This is a genomic window from Kitasatospora sp. NPDC101176 (assembly GCF_044768035.1).
Taxonomy (GTDB): domain Bacteria; phylum Actinomycetota; class Actinomycetes; order Streptomycetales; family Streptomycetaceae; genus Kitasatospora.
In genome coordinates this window covers 83,800-98,283 of record NZ_JBIWPA010000022.1, presented here as the reverse complement: position 1 = coordinate 98,283, position 14,484 = coordinate 83,800, and the positions used below count along the sequence as shown (strand labels likewise).

The 14,484-nt window shown below is 74.4% G+C and carries 13 protein-coding genes; 9 read left to right on the top strand and 4 right to left on the bottom strand.

The features are described 5' to 3' along the window. Nucleotides 1–116 precede the first annotated feature (116 nt). The 3 genes from ACIRS1_RS26535 to ACIRS1_RS26525 all read left to right on the top strand — a co-directional run bounded on the left by ACIRS1_RS26535 (nt 117) and on the right by ACIRS1_RS26525 (nt 3,649). Nucleotides 117–1,520, top strand: a complete 1,404-nt coding sequence (locus tag ACIRS1_RS26535; protein WP_360213875.1) for a dipeptidase — start codon at nt 117–119, stop codon at nt 1,518–1,520. Nucleotides 1,521–1,658: 138 nt separating this feature from the next. Continuing rightward, complete coding sequence (nudC, locus tag ACIRS1_RS26530) at nt 1,659–2,600, top strand: NAD(+) diphosphatase (protein ID WP_360213877.1); 942 nt, start codon at nt 1,659–1,661, stop codon at nt 2,598–2,600. 209 nt (nt 2,601–2,809) lie between these two features. Beyond that, entirely contained in the window at nt 2,810–3,649 is an 840-nt protein-coding gene (locus ACIRS1_RS26525) for a GntR family transcriptional regulator (protein ID WP_402844156.1), read from the top strand. Between the two features lie 29 nt (nt 3,650–3,678). On the opposite strand, the gene ACIRS1_RS26520 is transcribed toward ACIRS1_RS26525, so the two are convergent. Then, nucleotides 3,679–3,936: a mycoredoxin gene (locus ACIRS1_RS26520; RefSeq protein ID WP_360213881.1), complete on the bottom strand. Its 258-nt coding sequence runs from the start codon at nt 3,934–3,936 to the stop codon at nt 3,679–3,681. Between the two features lie 164 nt (nt 3,937–4,100). Between ACIRS1_RS26520 and ACIRS1_RS26515 the strand changes: the two genes are divergently transcribed. The 4 genes from ACIRS1_RS26515 to ACIRS1_RS26500 all read left to right on the top strand — a co-directional run bounded on the left by ACIRS1_RS26515 (nt 4,101) and on the right by ACIRS1_RS26500 (nt 7,996). Further along, nucleotides 4,101–6,368, top strand: a complete 2,268-nt coding sequence (locus ACIRS1_RS26515; protein WP_387904372.1) for an ATP-dependent DNA helicase UvrD2 — start codon at nt 4,101–4,103, stop codon at nt 6,366–6,368. Between the two features lie 250 nt (nt 6,369–6,618). Next, a complete protein-coding gene (locus ACIRS1_RS26510) occupies nt 6,619–7,065 on the top strand; it encodes a hypothetical protein (protein ID WP_402844152.1) in 447 nt (148 codons plus the stop codon). 167 nt (nt 7,066–7,232) lie between these two features. Next, nucleotides 7,233–7,601: a WhiB family transcriptional regulator gene (locus ACIRS1_RS26505; protein ID WP_387904367.1), complete on the top strand. Its 369-nt coding sequence runs from the start codon at nt 7,233–7,235 to the stop codon at nt 7,599–7,601. Between the two features lie 149 nt (nt 7,602–7,750). Further along, the gene (locus ACIRS1_RS26500; protein ID WP_402844236.1) at nt 7,751–7,996 is read left to right on the top strand and encodes a hypothetical protein; all 246 of its coding nucleotides are present in this window, start codon (nt 7,751–7,753) and stop codon (nt 7,994–7,996) included. Between the two features lie 144 nt (nt 7,997–8,140). On the opposite strand, the gene ACIRS1_RS26495 is transcribed toward ACIRS1_RS26500, so the two are convergent. Together ACIRS1_RS26495 and ACIRS1_RS26490 are read right to left on the bottom strand one after the other, a co-directional pair. Beyond that, nucleotides 8,141–9,532: an ABC1 kinase family protein gene (locus ACIRS1_RS26495; RefSeq protein WP_402844149.1), complete on the bottom strand. Its 1,392-nt coding sequence runs from the start codon at nt 9,530–9,532 to the stop codon at nt 8,141–8,143. Between the two features lie 177 nt (nt 9,533–9,709). Continuing rightward, nucleotides 9,710–10,432, bottom strand: a complete 723-nt coding sequence (locus ACIRS1_RS26490) for a TetR/AcrR family transcriptional regulator (protein WP_402844146.1) — start codon at nt 10,430–10,432, stop codon at nt 9,710–9,712. Between the two features lie 163 nt (nt 10,433–10,595). Here ACIRS1_RS26490 and ACIRS1_RS26485 point away from each other — a divergent pair, with 163 nt between their 5' ends. Then, nucleotides 10,596–12,110, top strand: a complete 1,515-nt coding sequence (locus tag ACIRS1_RS26485) for an MFS transporter (RefSeq protein ID WP_402844143.1) — start codon at nt 10,596–10,598, stop codon at nt 12,108–12,110. Nucleotides 12,111–12,241: 131 nt separating this feature from the next. On the opposite strand, the gene ACIRS1_RS26480 is transcribed toward ACIRS1_RS26485, so the two are convergent. Continuing rightward, nucleotides 12,242–13,324: a ThiF family adenylyltransferase gene (locus tag ACIRS1_RS26480; protein WP_402844140.1), complete on the bottom strand. Its 1,083-nt coding sequence runs from the start codon at nt 13,322–13,324 to the stop codon at nt 12,242–12,244. A gap of 323 nt (nt 13,325–13,647) precedes the next feature. Between ACIRS1_RS26480 and ACIRS1_RS26475 the strand changes: the two genes are divergently transcribed. Beyond that, a complete protein-coding gene (locus ACIRS1_RS26475) occupies nt 13,648–14,316 on the top strand; it encodes a M48 family metallopeptidase (RefSeq protein WP_402844138.1) in 669 nt (222 codons plus the stop codon). The last annotated feature ends 168 nt before the right edge of the window (nt 14,317–14,484 follow it).

The following is a 14,484-nucleotide window of genomic DNA, read 5'->3' as shown; positions in this document are numbered from 1 at the left end:
GTCACCCCCGGCAGCCCTCGGCGGCGGCCGGGGGTGACGGATGTTACAGCTCCCGCGGCGCCCGGCAGCCGGACGGCCGGGGCGGGCACCCGCACGGGCGAACTAAAGTCGTCCGTATGACGAGAACCCCGGACAGCGTCGTCCGCTCCTTCATCGACCAGCACTGGTCCGAATTCCTCGCGGACCTCTCCGAGTGGCTGACCATCCCCTCGGTCTCCGCCGACCCGGCCCGGGCCGGCGACGTGCGGCGCTCCGCCGAGTGGCTGGCCGCCAAGCTGCGCGACACCGGCTTCCCGGTGGCCGAGGTGTGGGAGACCGACGGCCTGCCGGCGGTGTTCGCCGAGTGGCCCTCCGGGGACGACTCCGCCCCGACCGTCCTGGTCTACGGGCACCACGACGTGCAGCCGGCCGCCAGGGAGGACGGCTGGGACACCGAGCCGTTCACCCCGACCGTGGTCGACGGGCGGCTGTTCGCCCGCGGTGCGGCCGACGACAAGGGCCAGGTGTTCTTCCACACCCTGGGCCTGCGCGCCCACCTGGAGGCCACCGGCCGCACCGCGCCGGCCGTCAACCTCAAGCTGCTGATCGAGGGCGAGGAGGAGTCCGGCTCGCCGCACTTCGCCGACCTGGTCCGGCGGGAGGCCGAGCGGCTGGCCGCCGACGTGGTCGTCATCTCGGACACCGGCATGTGGTCCGAGACCACGCCGACCGTCTGCACCGGCATGCGCGGCCTGGCCGACGCCCAGATCGACCTGTACGGCCCGGACGCCGACATCCACTCCGGTTCCTTCGGCGGTGCGGTGCCCAACCCGGCCGAGGTCGCCGCGGAGCTGGCCGCCGGCCTGCACGACGCCGACCGCCGGGTGGCCGTCCCGGGCTTCTACGACGGTGTGGTCGAGCTGACGGAGCGCGAGCGCGAGCTCTTCGCCGAGCTGCCCTTCGACGAGGAGCAGTGGCTGCGGGTCGCGAAGTCGTACGGCACCCGCGGCGAGGCCGGCTACACCACCCTGGAGCGGGTCTGGGCCCGTCCGACCGCCGAGGTCAACGGCCTGTGGGGCGGCTACACCGGCCCCGGCGGCAAGACCATCGTGCCGTCCTCGGCGCACCTCAAGCTCTCCTTCCGGCTGGTCGCAGGGCAGGAGGTGGAGAAGGTCCGGGAGGCCGTCCGCGCGTGGGTGGCCGAGCGGGTGCCCGAGGGCATCCGCCACGAGCTGGTCTTCCCGGGTGCGACCCGGGCCTGCCTGACCCCGCTGGACCACCCGGCGCTGCAGTCCACCGTCCGGGCGATGGGCCGGGCCTTCGGGCAGCGGATCCTCTTCACCCGCGAGGGCGGCTCCGGCCCCGCCGCGGACCTGCAGGACGTGCTCGGTGCGCCGGTGCTGTTCCTCGGCATCTCGGTGCCCTCGGACGGCTGGCACTCGATCAACGAGAAGGTCGAGCTGGACCTGCTCGCCAAGGGCGTGGAGACCGCCGCGTACCTGTGGGGCGACCTGGCCGAGAACTTCCGGCCCGGCGCGTGAGCGCACCACGGGACGGGCGACCCGGCGTGCCCGTCACGCCGGGGCACGCCGGCCCGGTCCCGGCGCGGGCGGCCTCCGGGCGCGCCACGGCCGGCAGATCACTCATCCGGATGATTCACCACGTGGGGATGGAACGAAGTGAGCACCGTGCCTGAGACCGAACCCCGGCTGCCCCTGGCACTGGCCCGGGCCGGAGTGGACCGGGCGGCCGAGCACCGGTTCGACGAGCCCTGGCTGGCGGCGGCCTGGAGCCACCCGGCGACCCGGGTGCTGCCCATCGCCGGCGGCGAGGCGTTCGTCGTCGACACCGCGCAGGGCACCGAGCTCGTGCTGCTGCCCTCCTTCGAGGCGCCGCAGACCGGGGACCGGTACTTCCTCGGCACCGACGAGGACGGCGTCTCCTACTTCGCACTGGCCGGCGAGAGCCTGCCCGGCCGGCTGGACGGCGACGCCCGCCCGGCCGGGCTGCGCGAGGTCGGCGCGCTGCTGTCGGACCGGGACGCCGGACTGCTGGTGCACGCCGTGGCGCTGGAGCACTGGCACCGGCTGCACAGCTTCTGCTCCCGCTGCGGGCACCCGACGGAGAAGGCCGGCGCCGGGCACGTGCGGCGCTGCACCTCCTGCGCGGCCGAGCACTACCCGCGCACCGACCCGGCGGTGATCATGGTGATCACCGACGAGCAGGACCGCTGTCTGCTCGGCCGCCAGGCGCTGTGGCCGGAGGGCCGCTGGTCGACCCTGGCCGGGTTCGTCGAGCCGGGGGAGTCGATCGAGCAGGCCGTGGTGCGCGAGGTGCAGGAGGAGGCCGGCGTCCGGGTCGGCGAGGTGCACTACGTGGCCAGCCAGCCCTGGCCGTTCCCGTCCAGCCTGATGCTCGGCTTCACCGGCCGGGCGCTGCCGGACGGCACGGCGATCACCGTGGACGGCGAGGAGCTGGCCGAGGCGCGCTGGTTCTCCCGCGAGGAGCTGCGGGCCGGGATGGCGGCGGGGGAGATCCTGCCGCCGTCCGGGATCTCGATCGCCCGCCACCTGGTGGAACTCTGGTACGGCGAACCGCTGCCGTCGTCGGCGCGCTGGTAATTCCGGCCAAATGGGGGCGCGTGGCTTATGCCGCGCGCCCCCATTCGTCTTTGCAATCCCTTCCCGATTCCGACACGAGCGGATGTTCGTAGTCGGACGGGCCAGTTCTGCTACCGCCCGGTGCCGCCCGGCGTGCGGGCCCCACCCGGGCGGACGACATTGCCGGAAACGGCTGAAAACGCGTCACCGCGCTCGCTAGATTCACTCGGGTGACAATCCCCCGGGGCACCGCCCAATCCCCCAAATACCAGCGACTCGCCGCCGACCTGCGCCGCCGGATCGCCGAGGGCGAGTTCACCGCCGACGCCGCCCTGCCGGTCGAGAGCGAACTGGAGCGCCAGTACGGAGTCGCCCGCAACACCGTCCGGCTCGCGGTCGACGTCCTGGTCAACGAGGGCCGCCTGGTCCGCCTCCAGGGCAAGGGCACCTACCTGCGGGAGCACCCCGTCCTGGACCACCGCGCGTACGGGCCGACGCTCGCCCCGGCCGCCCGCGACTGCCTGGCCCTGCCCTCCGCCGTCTACCTCGGCGAGGCCGCCGAGGCCGGCCGCGAGCTCACCACCGACTTCGAGATGATGATCGTCCGGGCCCGGGTCGACATCGCCGAGCGGCTCGGGCTGCGCCCCGGCGAGGCCATCGTGGTCCGCCGCCAGCTGCGGCTGCTCGACCGCGAGCCCTACTCGATCGAGGAGAGCCACTACCGCGCCGGGCTCGCCGCCGGCACCCCGCTGATGGAGCCGGACCCGGTCGAGGGCGGCGACGAGGCCGTCCTCGAGGGGCTCGGCCGCACCGAGATCGGCGCCGTCGACCACCTGGTCGCCCGGATGCCCGGCCCCGAGGAGGCCCAGTGGTTCCAGGGCGGCCCCGGTGTGCCCCTGGTGGTGCAGACGCGCGTCACCTACGACCGGCGCGGGCCCGTCCGGGTCATCGAGACCCGGTACTCGGCCGACCGCAGCCGGCTCGTCTACGGCGTCGGCGACCTCGGCGCGCGGGTCATCCTGCCGGCGCCCGCCGCACCCGTCGACCCCGCCCGGGCCGACGCGCCGTGACGCGCGCCGGCCCGGCCGTCCGGGCCGGCTCAGGCCGCCAGGGCCTTCTTGACCTGCAGCAGGCTCGGGTTGGTCATGACGACCTGCTCGCCGCCGCCGGCCGGCTTCACCAGCACCGTCGGGACCGTCTGGTTGCCGTTGTTCACGGACTCGACGAAGGACGCCGACGCCGGGTCCTCCTCGATGTTGATCTCGGTGTAGCCGATGCCTTCACGGTCCAGCTGGCTCTTGAGCCGGTTGCAGTAACCACACCAGGTCGTGCTGTACATCGTCACGGTGCCGGACATCGAGGGGACTCCTTCGGAAGGGGGGTGCGTACGGTCTCTGGACCGAACGTCCACCGGGCGGCGGGCATTCCGACACCCTGTCGACCGCACTGCGGAGCGATCATCCTCCGATCGCACCGGCCCTGTGGACAACCCCGCCACCGTTGTCCCACCGGGCTGAGAGGATGGAACGCATGCAGGAAGACCTCTTGAGCGGCAGCCCGTCCGACGGCCCCCACGGCTCCCCCTGGGCCGACCCCGGGGCCGCCACGGGCCCCGACGCCGTGCTCGCCGGGCTCGACCCCGAGCAGCGCGCCGTCGCCACCGCCCTGCAGGGCCCCGTCTGCGTGCTGGCCGGGGCCGGCACCGGCAAGACCCGGGCCATCACCCACCGGATCGCCTACGGCGTGCGCAGCGGCGTCTACCAGCCCCAGCAGGTGCTCGCCGTCACCTTCACCGCCCGCGCCGCCGGCGAGATGCGCGGCCGCCTGCGCGAGCTCGGAGCGGACGGCGTCCAGGCCCGCACCTTCCACGCCGCCGCCCTGCGCCAGCTCCAGTACTTCTGGCCGCGCGCCGTCGGCGGCCCGGTGCCCCAGCTGCTCGAACGCAAGGTCCAGCTCGTCGCCGAGTCCGCCGGCCGCTGCGGGCTGCGCGTCCAGCGCACCGAACTGCGCGACCTCACCGCCGAGATCGAATGGGCCAAGGTCACCCAGACCGGCCCCGACGACTACCCGGCCGCCGTCCAGAAGTCCGGCCGCGAGGCCCCGCGCGACCCGGCCGAGACCGCCCAGGTCTACCGCGTCTACGAGGAGGCCAAGAGCCGCCGCGGCGTCATCGACTTCGAGGACGTCCTGCTGCTCACCGCGGCCATCCTGGAGGACCGCCCCGACATCGCCGACCAGGTCCGCGCCCAGTACCGGCACTTCACCGTCGACGAGTACCAGGACGTCTCCCCGCTCCAGCAGCGCCTGCTCGACCAGTGGACCGGCCCCGGCGGCGGCGCCAGCCTCTGCGTCGTCGGTGACGCCAGCCAGACCATCTACTCCTTCACCGGCGCCACCCCCGACTACCTGCTCGGCTTCCGCGGCCGGCACCCCGGGGCCACCGTCGTGAAGCTCGTCCGCGACTACCGCTCCACCCCGCAGGTCGTCCACCTCGCCAACGGCCTGCTCTCCCAGGCCCGCGGGGAGGCCGCCCGGCACCGGCTCGAACTCGTCTCCCAGCGCGAGGCCGGCCCCGAACCGGTCTACACCGAGTACGAGGACGAGCCCACCGAGGCCGAGACCACCGCCCGCCGGATCAAGGACCTGCTCGCCGCCGGCGTGCGGGCCAGCGAGGTCGCCGTCCTGTTCCGCACCAACGGCCAGTCCGAGGTCTACGAGCAGGCCCTCGCCGACCTCGGCGTCCCCTACCAGCTCAAGGGCGCCGAGCGGTTCTTCGAACGCCCCGAGGTCCGCGACGCCGGCGTCCTGCTGCGCGGCGCCGCCCGGGCCGCCGCCGACCCGCTCACCGCCGGCGCCCCCGACCTCGCCGGGCAGGTCCGCGCCGTGCTGGCCAGCCGCGGCTTCACCGCCGAGCCGCCGGCCGGCTCCGGCGCCGTCCGCGACCGCTGGGAGTCCCTCGCCGCCCTCGTCCGGCTCGCCGAGGAGTTCGAGCGGACCAGGGCCGCCGCCGGCCAGGACGCCGACCTCGCGGCCTACGTCGCCGAGCTCGACGCCCGCGCCGCCGCCCAGCACGCGCCCGCCGTCGAGGGCGTCACCCTCGCCTCGCTGCACGCCGCCAAGGGCCTCGAGTGGGACGCGGTCTTCCTGGTCGGGCTCACCGAGGGCACCCTGCCGATCATCTACGCCAAGACCGACGAGCAGGTCGAGGAGGAGCGCCGACTCCTCTACGTCGGCGTCACCCGCGCCCGCCGGCACCTCTCGCTCTCCTGGGCCCTCAGCCGCTCCCCGGGCGGCCGGGCCAGCCGCAAGCCCAGCCGCTTCCTCGACGGGCTGCGCCCCGGCTCCAGCGCCCCCGGCGCGCGCACCGGCGGGCGTGGCGGGCGCGGGGGCGTCGAGCCCGGCGAGCGCTCCGCCGGTCGGCGGGTCCGCGGGCCGGTCAAGTGCCGGGTCTGCGACCGGGTGCTGACCGAGGCGGTCGAGCGCAAGCTGCGCCGCTGCGAGAGCTGCCCGTCCACCATGGACGAGGCGCTGTACGAGCGGCTGCGCGACTGGCGCGCCGGGCAGGCCAGGAAGCAGGGCGCGCCGGCCTACGTGGTGTTCACGGACGCGACGCTGATGGCGATCGCCGAGGACGTCCCGGCCAGCCGCCAGGAGCTGGCCGCGATCTCCGGGGTCGGTGCGATGAAGCTGGACAAGTACGGGGCGGCCGTGCTCTCGTTGTGTGCGGGGGAGGAGCCCGAGGAGGATCCGGACGGCGTCGGGGACGGCGAGCCGGTCGATCCGGCGTGAGCCGGTCCGGGCGCGGTCGAGGGGACTGCTCGGGGGACTTCGCAACCCGCCGCGAAAAATAGTTTGCGCCGCGTGCCGGGAGCGCAATAGCCTGCCGGAGCGGTCAAGGGGACGCGGTCGCACGGGGTGACACCTGTGCCGAATCCCCCCACACGCAACAGTTTCACCGAGACAGACATCCGAACATTCGGAGCCTGGGGAACCGGGCTCCGCGAGACGCCGAGAGGAGGCGAAGACAGTGGGAAACATCATGATCACCAAAATGACTGGCCAGACCGTTGTCGCTGCCTCCCTGCGTGCCGCCCGTCTGCGGGCGCTCGCCGAGCTCGGTGGAACCGGTCTGGGTCTCGACACCACCGGTGCCTCCGTCGTCCCCGCTGTCAGTGGGCTTGGCCACACTGATCTCTGCGTCGCGGGCGGCAGGGGCGCCGAAGGCACCTCCGTCGAGACCGGTCTGTCCCGCGACTGGGCCTCGGTCGGCACGCCGCGCTCCCCGCGCGACGAGCGACCGATCCAGGCACCGAAGGCAGCCGTAGCCGCCGCCATGCATGGCGGCTATGCGCAGGTCATCGGTGCCGGAAACACCCAGAAGCAGAACGAGCAGCAGATCAACCTGGCCCTGGCCGCCCTCACGGGCGCCGAGGCCATCCGGATGCGGGCCTTCCGCGGGCCTGAACCCTGGAGAGAACGAACCTGAGCAAGCTTCAGGTCGGCACCTCCAGGGCCGCGGAACCCGTCACACCGGGATCCGCGGCCCTTCTGTTTTGTCCGGTACGCAAGACCACCCAGGCCCCCCGGGGCCTCCGGCCCAGACCACCAGTCATCCGGGCCGGAACCACTGAGAAGACGAGGAAGACGCCCACAGTGTCCACGGTCATCACGCCGCCCATCCCGTCCGTACCGCCGACAAGCCAGATCACCAAGGCCGACCAGGCCGACCCCCCGGAGGTTCCTTCCATGCAGCTCAGCTCCATCGAGCAGGCCGAGGCTCTCGGTCTCCCCATCCCCTGCCGCGCCTTCGACCCCGAGGTCTTCTTCGCCGAGACGCCCGCCGACGTCGAGTACGCGAAGTCCCTCTGCGGCACCTGCCCGGTCAAGGACGTCTGTCTGACCGGTGCGCTCGAGCGGCGCGAGCCGTGGGGCGTCTGGGGTGGCGAGCTCTTCGTCCAGGGTGTCGTCGTGGCCCGCAAGCGGCCGCGTGGCCGTCCGCGCAAGACCGAGGTCATGGCGTGAACCGCGAACACGGTGCCAGGGCCGTCCGCCGGGGAGAGCAGCCCCTGTCGGAAACCTCCCTCCGCCGCTCCGTCCGCATCGCCGCCGCCAAGGCCGACGCAGTCCGACCCGCCCACTTCCCGAGCACGCACCCCGAGCAGGACCACCACATGACCGCCGCCGCCATCGATCCGACCATCCGCTCCGAGCAGACCACTGAACTTCAGATCCAGAACAGGACCCTCGAGATGCAACTCCTCCACGAATCCCTGGCCCGGGCCCATATGCAGGAGCGCCTGCACGAGGCCGAGCACCAACGCCTCGTCACCCGGGTCGCCCGGGCCCGCAGGCTCAAGCAGCGGGCCGAGCGCGCCTCGCTGCGGGCCCGCAAGGCCCTCGCCGTCGCGCTGATGTAATCGCGCCGGTGTCGTCGAGGCCGCCCGGGGACGCCCGGTGCCGCCCCACCCCCGTCGTGCCGCAGGCCGCCCCCCGTGATGGGGGGCGGCCTGCGGTCGTCGGGGGTCCGGGTCCGGAGCGCGCCCTCGCGCGCCTGGCCCGGGTCAGTCCTTGCCGAGTCGGGCGCGGGCGCCGGACGTGCGGGGCGCGGCGGCGGGGGGCGCCCCCTCGTCGGCGAACCGGGGGAGCCACTGCAGCATCTCCGCCCGGAACGGGGCCTTGGCGCCCAGCTGGCAGAGCACCCCGATCGTGCTCAGCGTGACCCGGTGGATCAGCAGGTACGCCGGCGGGAGGTTCAGCTGCTTGCCCAGGTTGTAGGCGGGCGAGCGGGGATCGGCGATCCTGGCGGCCTGGGCGCGCATCCAGGCCCGGGTGAAGTGGAAGTCGTCCACGGCGGCCGGCTCGATGATCGGCAGCAGGTAGTCCAGCACCGCGTCCGGGTCCAGCTCGATCGACGGCTTGACGAAGCCCTCCTCGCGCAGCATCGTCAGCACGCCCGCGGCGTCGCCCGCCAGGGCCATCCGCAGCGACGCCCCGATCGGCGCGGGCAGCCCGCCCGGCAGCCGGTCCACCGTGCCGAAGTCCAGCACCCCCAGCCGCCAGCCCGACGCCGGGCCGTCATCCTTCAGCAGCCGGAAGTTGCCCGGGTGCGGGTCCGCGTGCAGCAGACCCGTCCGGGACGGGCCGGCGAACAGGAACCGGGCCAGCAGCTGCCCGGCGCGGTCACGCTCCTCCTGGGTGCCGTCGGCGATCACCTCGGCCAGCGGGGTGCCGTCCATCCACTCGGTGACCAGCACCTGGTCCGCCTGTGCCACCACACCGGGCACCACGATGTCCGGGTCGTCGGCGAACTCCTCGGCGTGCAGGCGCTGGGCCTGCGCCTCCAGCTCGTAGTCCAGCTCCTCCGACACCCGCTCGCGCAGCTCGGTGATCAGCGGCTTGATGTCCAGCCCGGGGATCAGCGGCCCCACCAGCCAGGCCACCCGGCTCAGTTGCGTCAGGTCCGCCAGCAGGGCGTCCCCGGCGCCGGGGTACTGCACCTTGACGGCGACCGGGCGCCCGTCGTGCCAGACCGCCCGGTGCACCTGCCCGATCGAGGCGGCGGCCGCCGGCCGGTCGTCGAACTCCTGGAAGAGCCCGCGCCAGTCCTCGCCGAGCCGCTGGGCCAGCGCGGTGTGGACCTTGGCGGCGGGCATCGGGGGAGCGGCGTCCTGCAGTTTGGTGAGCGCGGCCCGGTACGGCCCGGCGACCTCCTCGGGCAGTGCGGCCTCGAAGACGGACAGCACCTGTCCGAACTTCATGGCTCCGCCCTTGAGTTCACCCAGGACCTTGAACAGCTGGTCGGCGGTGGCCTGCTGCAGCTCGGCCGTGACCACCTCGGCCGAGCGGCCGCCGATGCGCCTGCCGAGTCCGAGCGTGGCGCGACCGGCTATCCCCAGGGGCAGGGCGGCGAGCCGTGCCGTGCGGGTCACTGCCTTGCGCGGAAGATCGCTCACCCGGGCCTCCAATCCCTGGCCCCCCGACATCGGACGGCCCACCATCACTAGGCCATTGTGCCCGCTCCCCGACCCGCCCCCGGCGGAATTTCGTCGGCGCGGAGCGGGGAGTGCCGCACGCCGGCCGGGTCCGACCGGCCGGGCCGGCCACCGTGGCGGCGGTCGGCGTGGCGGTGGTCAGCGTGGCAGGCGGAGGGCGAGGCCGTCCAGGACCACGTCGAGGCCGTACGCGAACTTGGTGTCACGGAGGGCCGCCGGGTCCGGGGCGGCCGCGGCGGCCGCGTAGGCCTCCGGGAGGAGGTCGAGGCCGGCGATGGCCTCCTGGGCGGCGGGCATCAGCCGGGCGATGAAGTCGACCTCGCTCTGGCCGGAGCGGGCGATGGTGGTGAGCCAGGCCGCCTCGGTGGTGCTCATACCGACGACGTACGCGATGACGGCGTCGATCGCCCGGGAGGGTTCGGGGAAGCCGGCCGAGGTGAAGAGGACGGCCATCCGCTCGCCGAAGGCCATCAGGTTGGGGCCCAGGTAGGCGAGGCCGGCCTGGCCGAGGACGGCCGACAGCCAGGGGTGGCGCAGTGCCGTCGCCCGGAACGCCCCGGCGGCGTCGGTGGCGGCGGCGCGCCAGTCGGGGCTCTCGGCGGGCGGCAGGGCGATCTCGCCGAAGACCTCGTCCACCGCGAGCTCCATCAGCTCGTCCTTGGTCGCCACGTGCCGGTAGAGGGAGGTGGCGCCGGCGTTGAGCCGGGTGGCGAGCTTGCGCATGCTCAGGGCCTCTATGCCCTCGGCGTCCAGCACGGCGATCGCCTCGCGGACGATCCCGGCCCGGCTGAGCGCCGGCTGGTCGGGCTCGCGCTGCGGACGGGCCCACACGGACGGGATCGGGTTGGTGCGGGCGGCCATGGCGGCACCCCTCCCTCTTCTCTGCTTCGGTGCGTACAGCGTTCGCATTGAGCGTACAGCAGTCGGTTATTGCGCACACCGTTCCGCTGTGCGTACAGTGTTCGCAACGCAGGGACGGAGTGCGCACCGGGGGAACGGTGTGCGCAGACTGGAGGGGTGGCAGATGTCAGCGTCAGAGGTGGCCGGGGGCCGCAATCCGCACCGCTGGTGGATCCTGATCGTGCTGTGCCTGAGCTCGCTCGTCCTGGTGGTCGACAGCATGGCGCTGACGGTCGCGGTGCCCTCGATGACGGCCGACCTGGGGGCCAGTGCCCAGGACACCCAGTGGATCCTCGACTCCTACGTCCTGGTCTTCGCCGGACTGCTGCTGACCTCCGGAAGCCTCGGCGACCGGTTCGGCCGCCGGAGGATCATGATCACCGGGCTGTTGCTGTTCGGTGCGGCATCGCTCGCGGCCACCTTCTGCACCAGCCCGGGTGAGGTCATCGCGGCACGCGTCGCGATGGGGGTCGGCGGCTCGCTGATCATGCCCTCGACCCTGTCGATCCTCATCACCGTCTTCGACGAGGACGAGCGCAGCAAGGCGATGGCCGCCTGGAGCTCGGTGGCGATGCTGGGGCTGGTCGGCAGCCCCGTCCTCGGCGGCGTGCTGATCAACCACTTCTCCTGGCACTCGATCTTCTTCATCAACGTCCCGGTCGTGGCGCTGGCGATCCTCGCGGGCCTGCTGCTGATGCCGGAGTCCAAGGGCCCGTGGCAGAAGCCCGACCCGCTCGGTGCGGTGCTCTCCGCCGTCGGCATGACCGCACTGGTCTGGTGGATCATCGAGATCCCGCAGCACGGCGCCTTCGGCGGTCAGGCCCTGGTCACCCTGGCCGTCGCCGTCCTCTCCCTCGGCGGGTTCGCGGTCTGGGAGAACGTCACCTCCGCGCCGATGGTGCCGCTGGTCCTCTTCCGGCACCGCAACTTCAGCGGGGGCTCGCTGTCGCTGACCCTGGTGCAGATCGGCAACGGCGGCCTGCTGCTGGTGCTCACCCAGTACCTGCAGTCCGTGCTCGGGTACTCCCCGGTCAAGGCGGGCCTCGCCTTCGTCCCGCTGGCCGTCGCCGCGCTGCTGGGCAACGGGGTCGGCGCCAAGCTCGCCGCCACCATCGGCAACCGTCTGCTGATCCTGGCCGGCATGCTCGTCATGGCCTCCTCCTTCCTCCTGCTGACCACCGTCACGGCGGACGGCGGCTTCACCGTCCCGGCCGTCGCCCTGGGGCTGCTCGGGCTCGGCGCCGGCCTGGCGATGCCGGCCGCGGTCGGTGCGCTGATGGGTACCATCCCGCCGGAGCAGGCGGGCGTCGGCTCCGCGCTGAACGACACCATCCAGCAGGCCGGCACCGCGCTCGGCATCGCGATTCTGGGGTCGCTGCTGTCGAGCGGCTTCGCCGACGAGATGCCGGCCGGGCTGCCGGAGGAGGCGAAGCACTCCATCGGCGGGGCGCTGGCGACGGCCGCCGGGGACGCCGGGCTGATCCGGACCGCCCGGGAGGCGTTCACCTCCGCGATGTCGACGACCTTCACGGTCAGCGCCGTCGGCGTGCTGGCGGCGGCCCTGGTGGCCACCCTGGTGATGCGGGACCGCAAGGCGGACGCGGCCGCCGTCGGTGAGCCCGCCGAGAACGCCGCCTGACACCGGCGGACGACCCGCCCCCACCGAGAAGGCCGGTACCCCTTCGGGGCGCCGGCCTTCGGCGTGCCCGGAGCTCGCCCGGCGGACCCGGTGGGTCCGGGCGCCGCCCGCGCGCCCGGCGGCCCGCGCCCTCATCGCGGTGGCTGCGGCTGCCACAGGCACCCGCAGTGCGGATGGCCGCGCAGCCGCAGCCGGCGGGGCATCCCGTCGCCGGCCGACACCTCGCACCAGCCGTCCACGCTCGGCGGCCGCCCGCCGTCCAGCTGCACCTGGACGTGCAGCGCGGCGAGGCCGGCCACCGCCGTGGCCAGCGCCGAGTCGCAGGCCGGGGCGTGCGCCCGCCCCGGCCCGCCGTCGGCCAGCTGGGCGAGCACCCGGGGCCAGGCCGCGTCCTCGTCCTCCCGGCGCAGCACCAGGCAGTGCCCGCAGGCCGACACCCCGGGCAGGACCAGCGGCCCGACCACGCCGAACTCCTCGACCACGCCGACGTAGAGGTGCGGCACCCCGGCCCGGAGCAGCAGGCGGGCCTCGTACGCCCCGCCGGCGAACGCCGCGCTGCCGTCCCGCGGTGCGAGCACGACGAAGTCGGGCGGCTGCTCGCCGCGCCGGGGCGCCGGAGCCGGGGGCCGGGCCGCCGCCCGCTGCACCGCCTCCCGAGCGGCCGTCGTGCGCAGGCGCCCGACGTCCCCGGGCGGCAGCCCGGCCGGGGAGCAGTCCTCCGGGCGGACCCGCCCGGAGTCCACCACGGTGACCCGGCCCGCGCCGCCGGCCGCGAGGACGGCCGCCACCGCGGCCCCGACCCGCCCGGCGCCGCGGACCTCGATCCGGGCGTCGGCCCGCCGGGCCAGGACGGCCGGTGCCGCGCCCGGGCCGGAGTGGACCAGGGAGAGCGAGGAGAAGTCGGGCCCGAGCACGCCCCGGTGGGGTTGGGGGAAGCGGGCCAGGGCCGCCGCGGCGGCGTCCGCGTCGTCCAGCAGGCCGGTCTCGGCGAGGTCGGTCAACAGGGCGTCGGCGGGATCACGGCCGAGACCGATCCGCTCGCCGGCGTCGAGCAGCTCGGCCCGCCCGCGCGTCCCGTCGAGCAGGGCGAGGAAGTCGCAGAGGGTCTTGTCGGCCTGGCCGAGCACGCCGGCGTAGCGGGTGACGGTCCCGAACTGCAGGGTCTCGGCGTCCCGCCAGCTGCGGGACAGGGCGGGCTTCAGCTGGAGGCGCACGGCGGCTCCCCTCCGATCGATTCCGGACGGCTGACCGCAGCATGCCCCACCGGGCCGACATCGTGCTCCGGGTTATCCACAGGCACGGGCCCATGATCACATCAGCTGTTCGCAGTCCCTGTGGATAACTGCCCGGCCCCTCCGGCGTCGATTTCCGGACACCCGCCGTCGGCCTTTCGTTCCCGATCACTCCACGAAACATTTCGGCCACGGCAGCGGACTTCTGTCAGGGGTTCCGGGTAACGTCGTGTGCCATGGCAGCCGAGCGGGACTCCCATCCATCGGCGTCGCGTCGGCGTGCCCGTGCAGCGTCCGGGTCGCAAGTGGCGGCGCCGAGCACGCGTGGACGGCCGGACGAGCAGCAGCCGAGGTCCGCACAGCCGCAGCACCCGTCCGTCGCGGGCGCACCCCCGGAGCCGCACGACCGCGGCCGGGTGGAGGTGCGCCGCAGCGCCCGCCGCAGCCGCACCGTCTCCGCCTACCGCGAGGGCGACCGCACCGTCGTCCTGATCCCGGCCCGGATGTCGCACGCCGAGGAGCAGCGCTGGGTCGCGCAGATGCTGGAGAAGCTCGCCGCCCAGGAGAGCCGCCGGATCCCCGGGGACGACGCGCTGGCGGCCCGGGCCCGCGAGCTCTCGGCCGCCTACCTGGACGGCCGGGCCCGGCCCACCCAGGTCCGCTGGGTCACCAACCAGAACTCGCGCTGGGGCTCCTGCACCCCCAGCGAGGGCACCATCCGGCTCTCGCACCGCCTCCAGGGCATGCCGGAGTACGTGCTGGACTACGTGCTGCTGCACGAGCTCGCCCACCTGCTGGTGCCGGACCACGGCCCGGCGTTCTGGGCCCTGCTGGAGGCCTACCCCCGGACGGAGCGGGCCCGCGGGTACCTGGAGGGTGTGGTGTCGGCGGCCCGGCTGCCGCACATCCCGGGTGCCCGGCACGCGGACCGAGGGCCCGAGCGCGGCGTCGACCCGGCCGGCTCCTGCGGCTGAGCCGGGCCGCCGGCGCACCGGCGGGGACGCAGCCGGGAACGCGGACGCAGCCGGGAACGCGGACGACGGGGGGGGGGGGGGGGGGGGCCGGGGGGGGGCGCCCCCCCCCCCGCCCGCCCCACCCCCCCCCCCCCCCCCCCCCCCCCCCCCCCCCCCCCCCCCCCCCTC

Bases quoted from the DNA above. Each gene is read 5' to 3' on its own strand.
- ACIRS1_RS26535 (WP_360213875.1), top strand. From the start codon at position 117: ATGACGAGAACCCCGGACAGCGTCGTCCGCTCCTTCATCGACCAGCAC.
- ACIRS1_RS26520 (WP_360213881.1), bottom strand. From the start codon at position 3,936: ATGTCCGGCACCGTGACGATGTACAGCACGACCTGGTGTGGTTACTGC.
- ACIRS1_RS26515 (WP_387904372.1), top strand. From the start codon at position 4,101: ATGGAACGCATGCAGGAAGACCTCTTGAGCGGCAGCCCGTCCGACGGC.
- ACIRS1_RS26510 (WP_402844152.1), top strand. From the start codon at position 6,619: ATGATCACCAAAATGACTGGCCAGACCGTTGTCGCTGCCTCCCTGCGT.
- ACIRS1_RS26500 (WP_402844236.1), top strand. From the start codon at position 7,751: ATGACCGCCGCCGCCATCGATCCGACCATCCGCTCCGAGCAGACCACT.
- ACIRS1_RS26490 (WP_402844146.1), bottom strand. From the start codon at position 10,432: ATGGCCGCCCGCACCAACCCGATCCCGTCCGTGTGGGCCCGTCCGCAG.
- ACIRS1_RS26485 (WP_402844143.1), top strand. From the start codon at position 10,596: ATGTCAGCGTCAGAGGTGGCCGGGGGCCGCAATCCGCACCGCTGGTGG.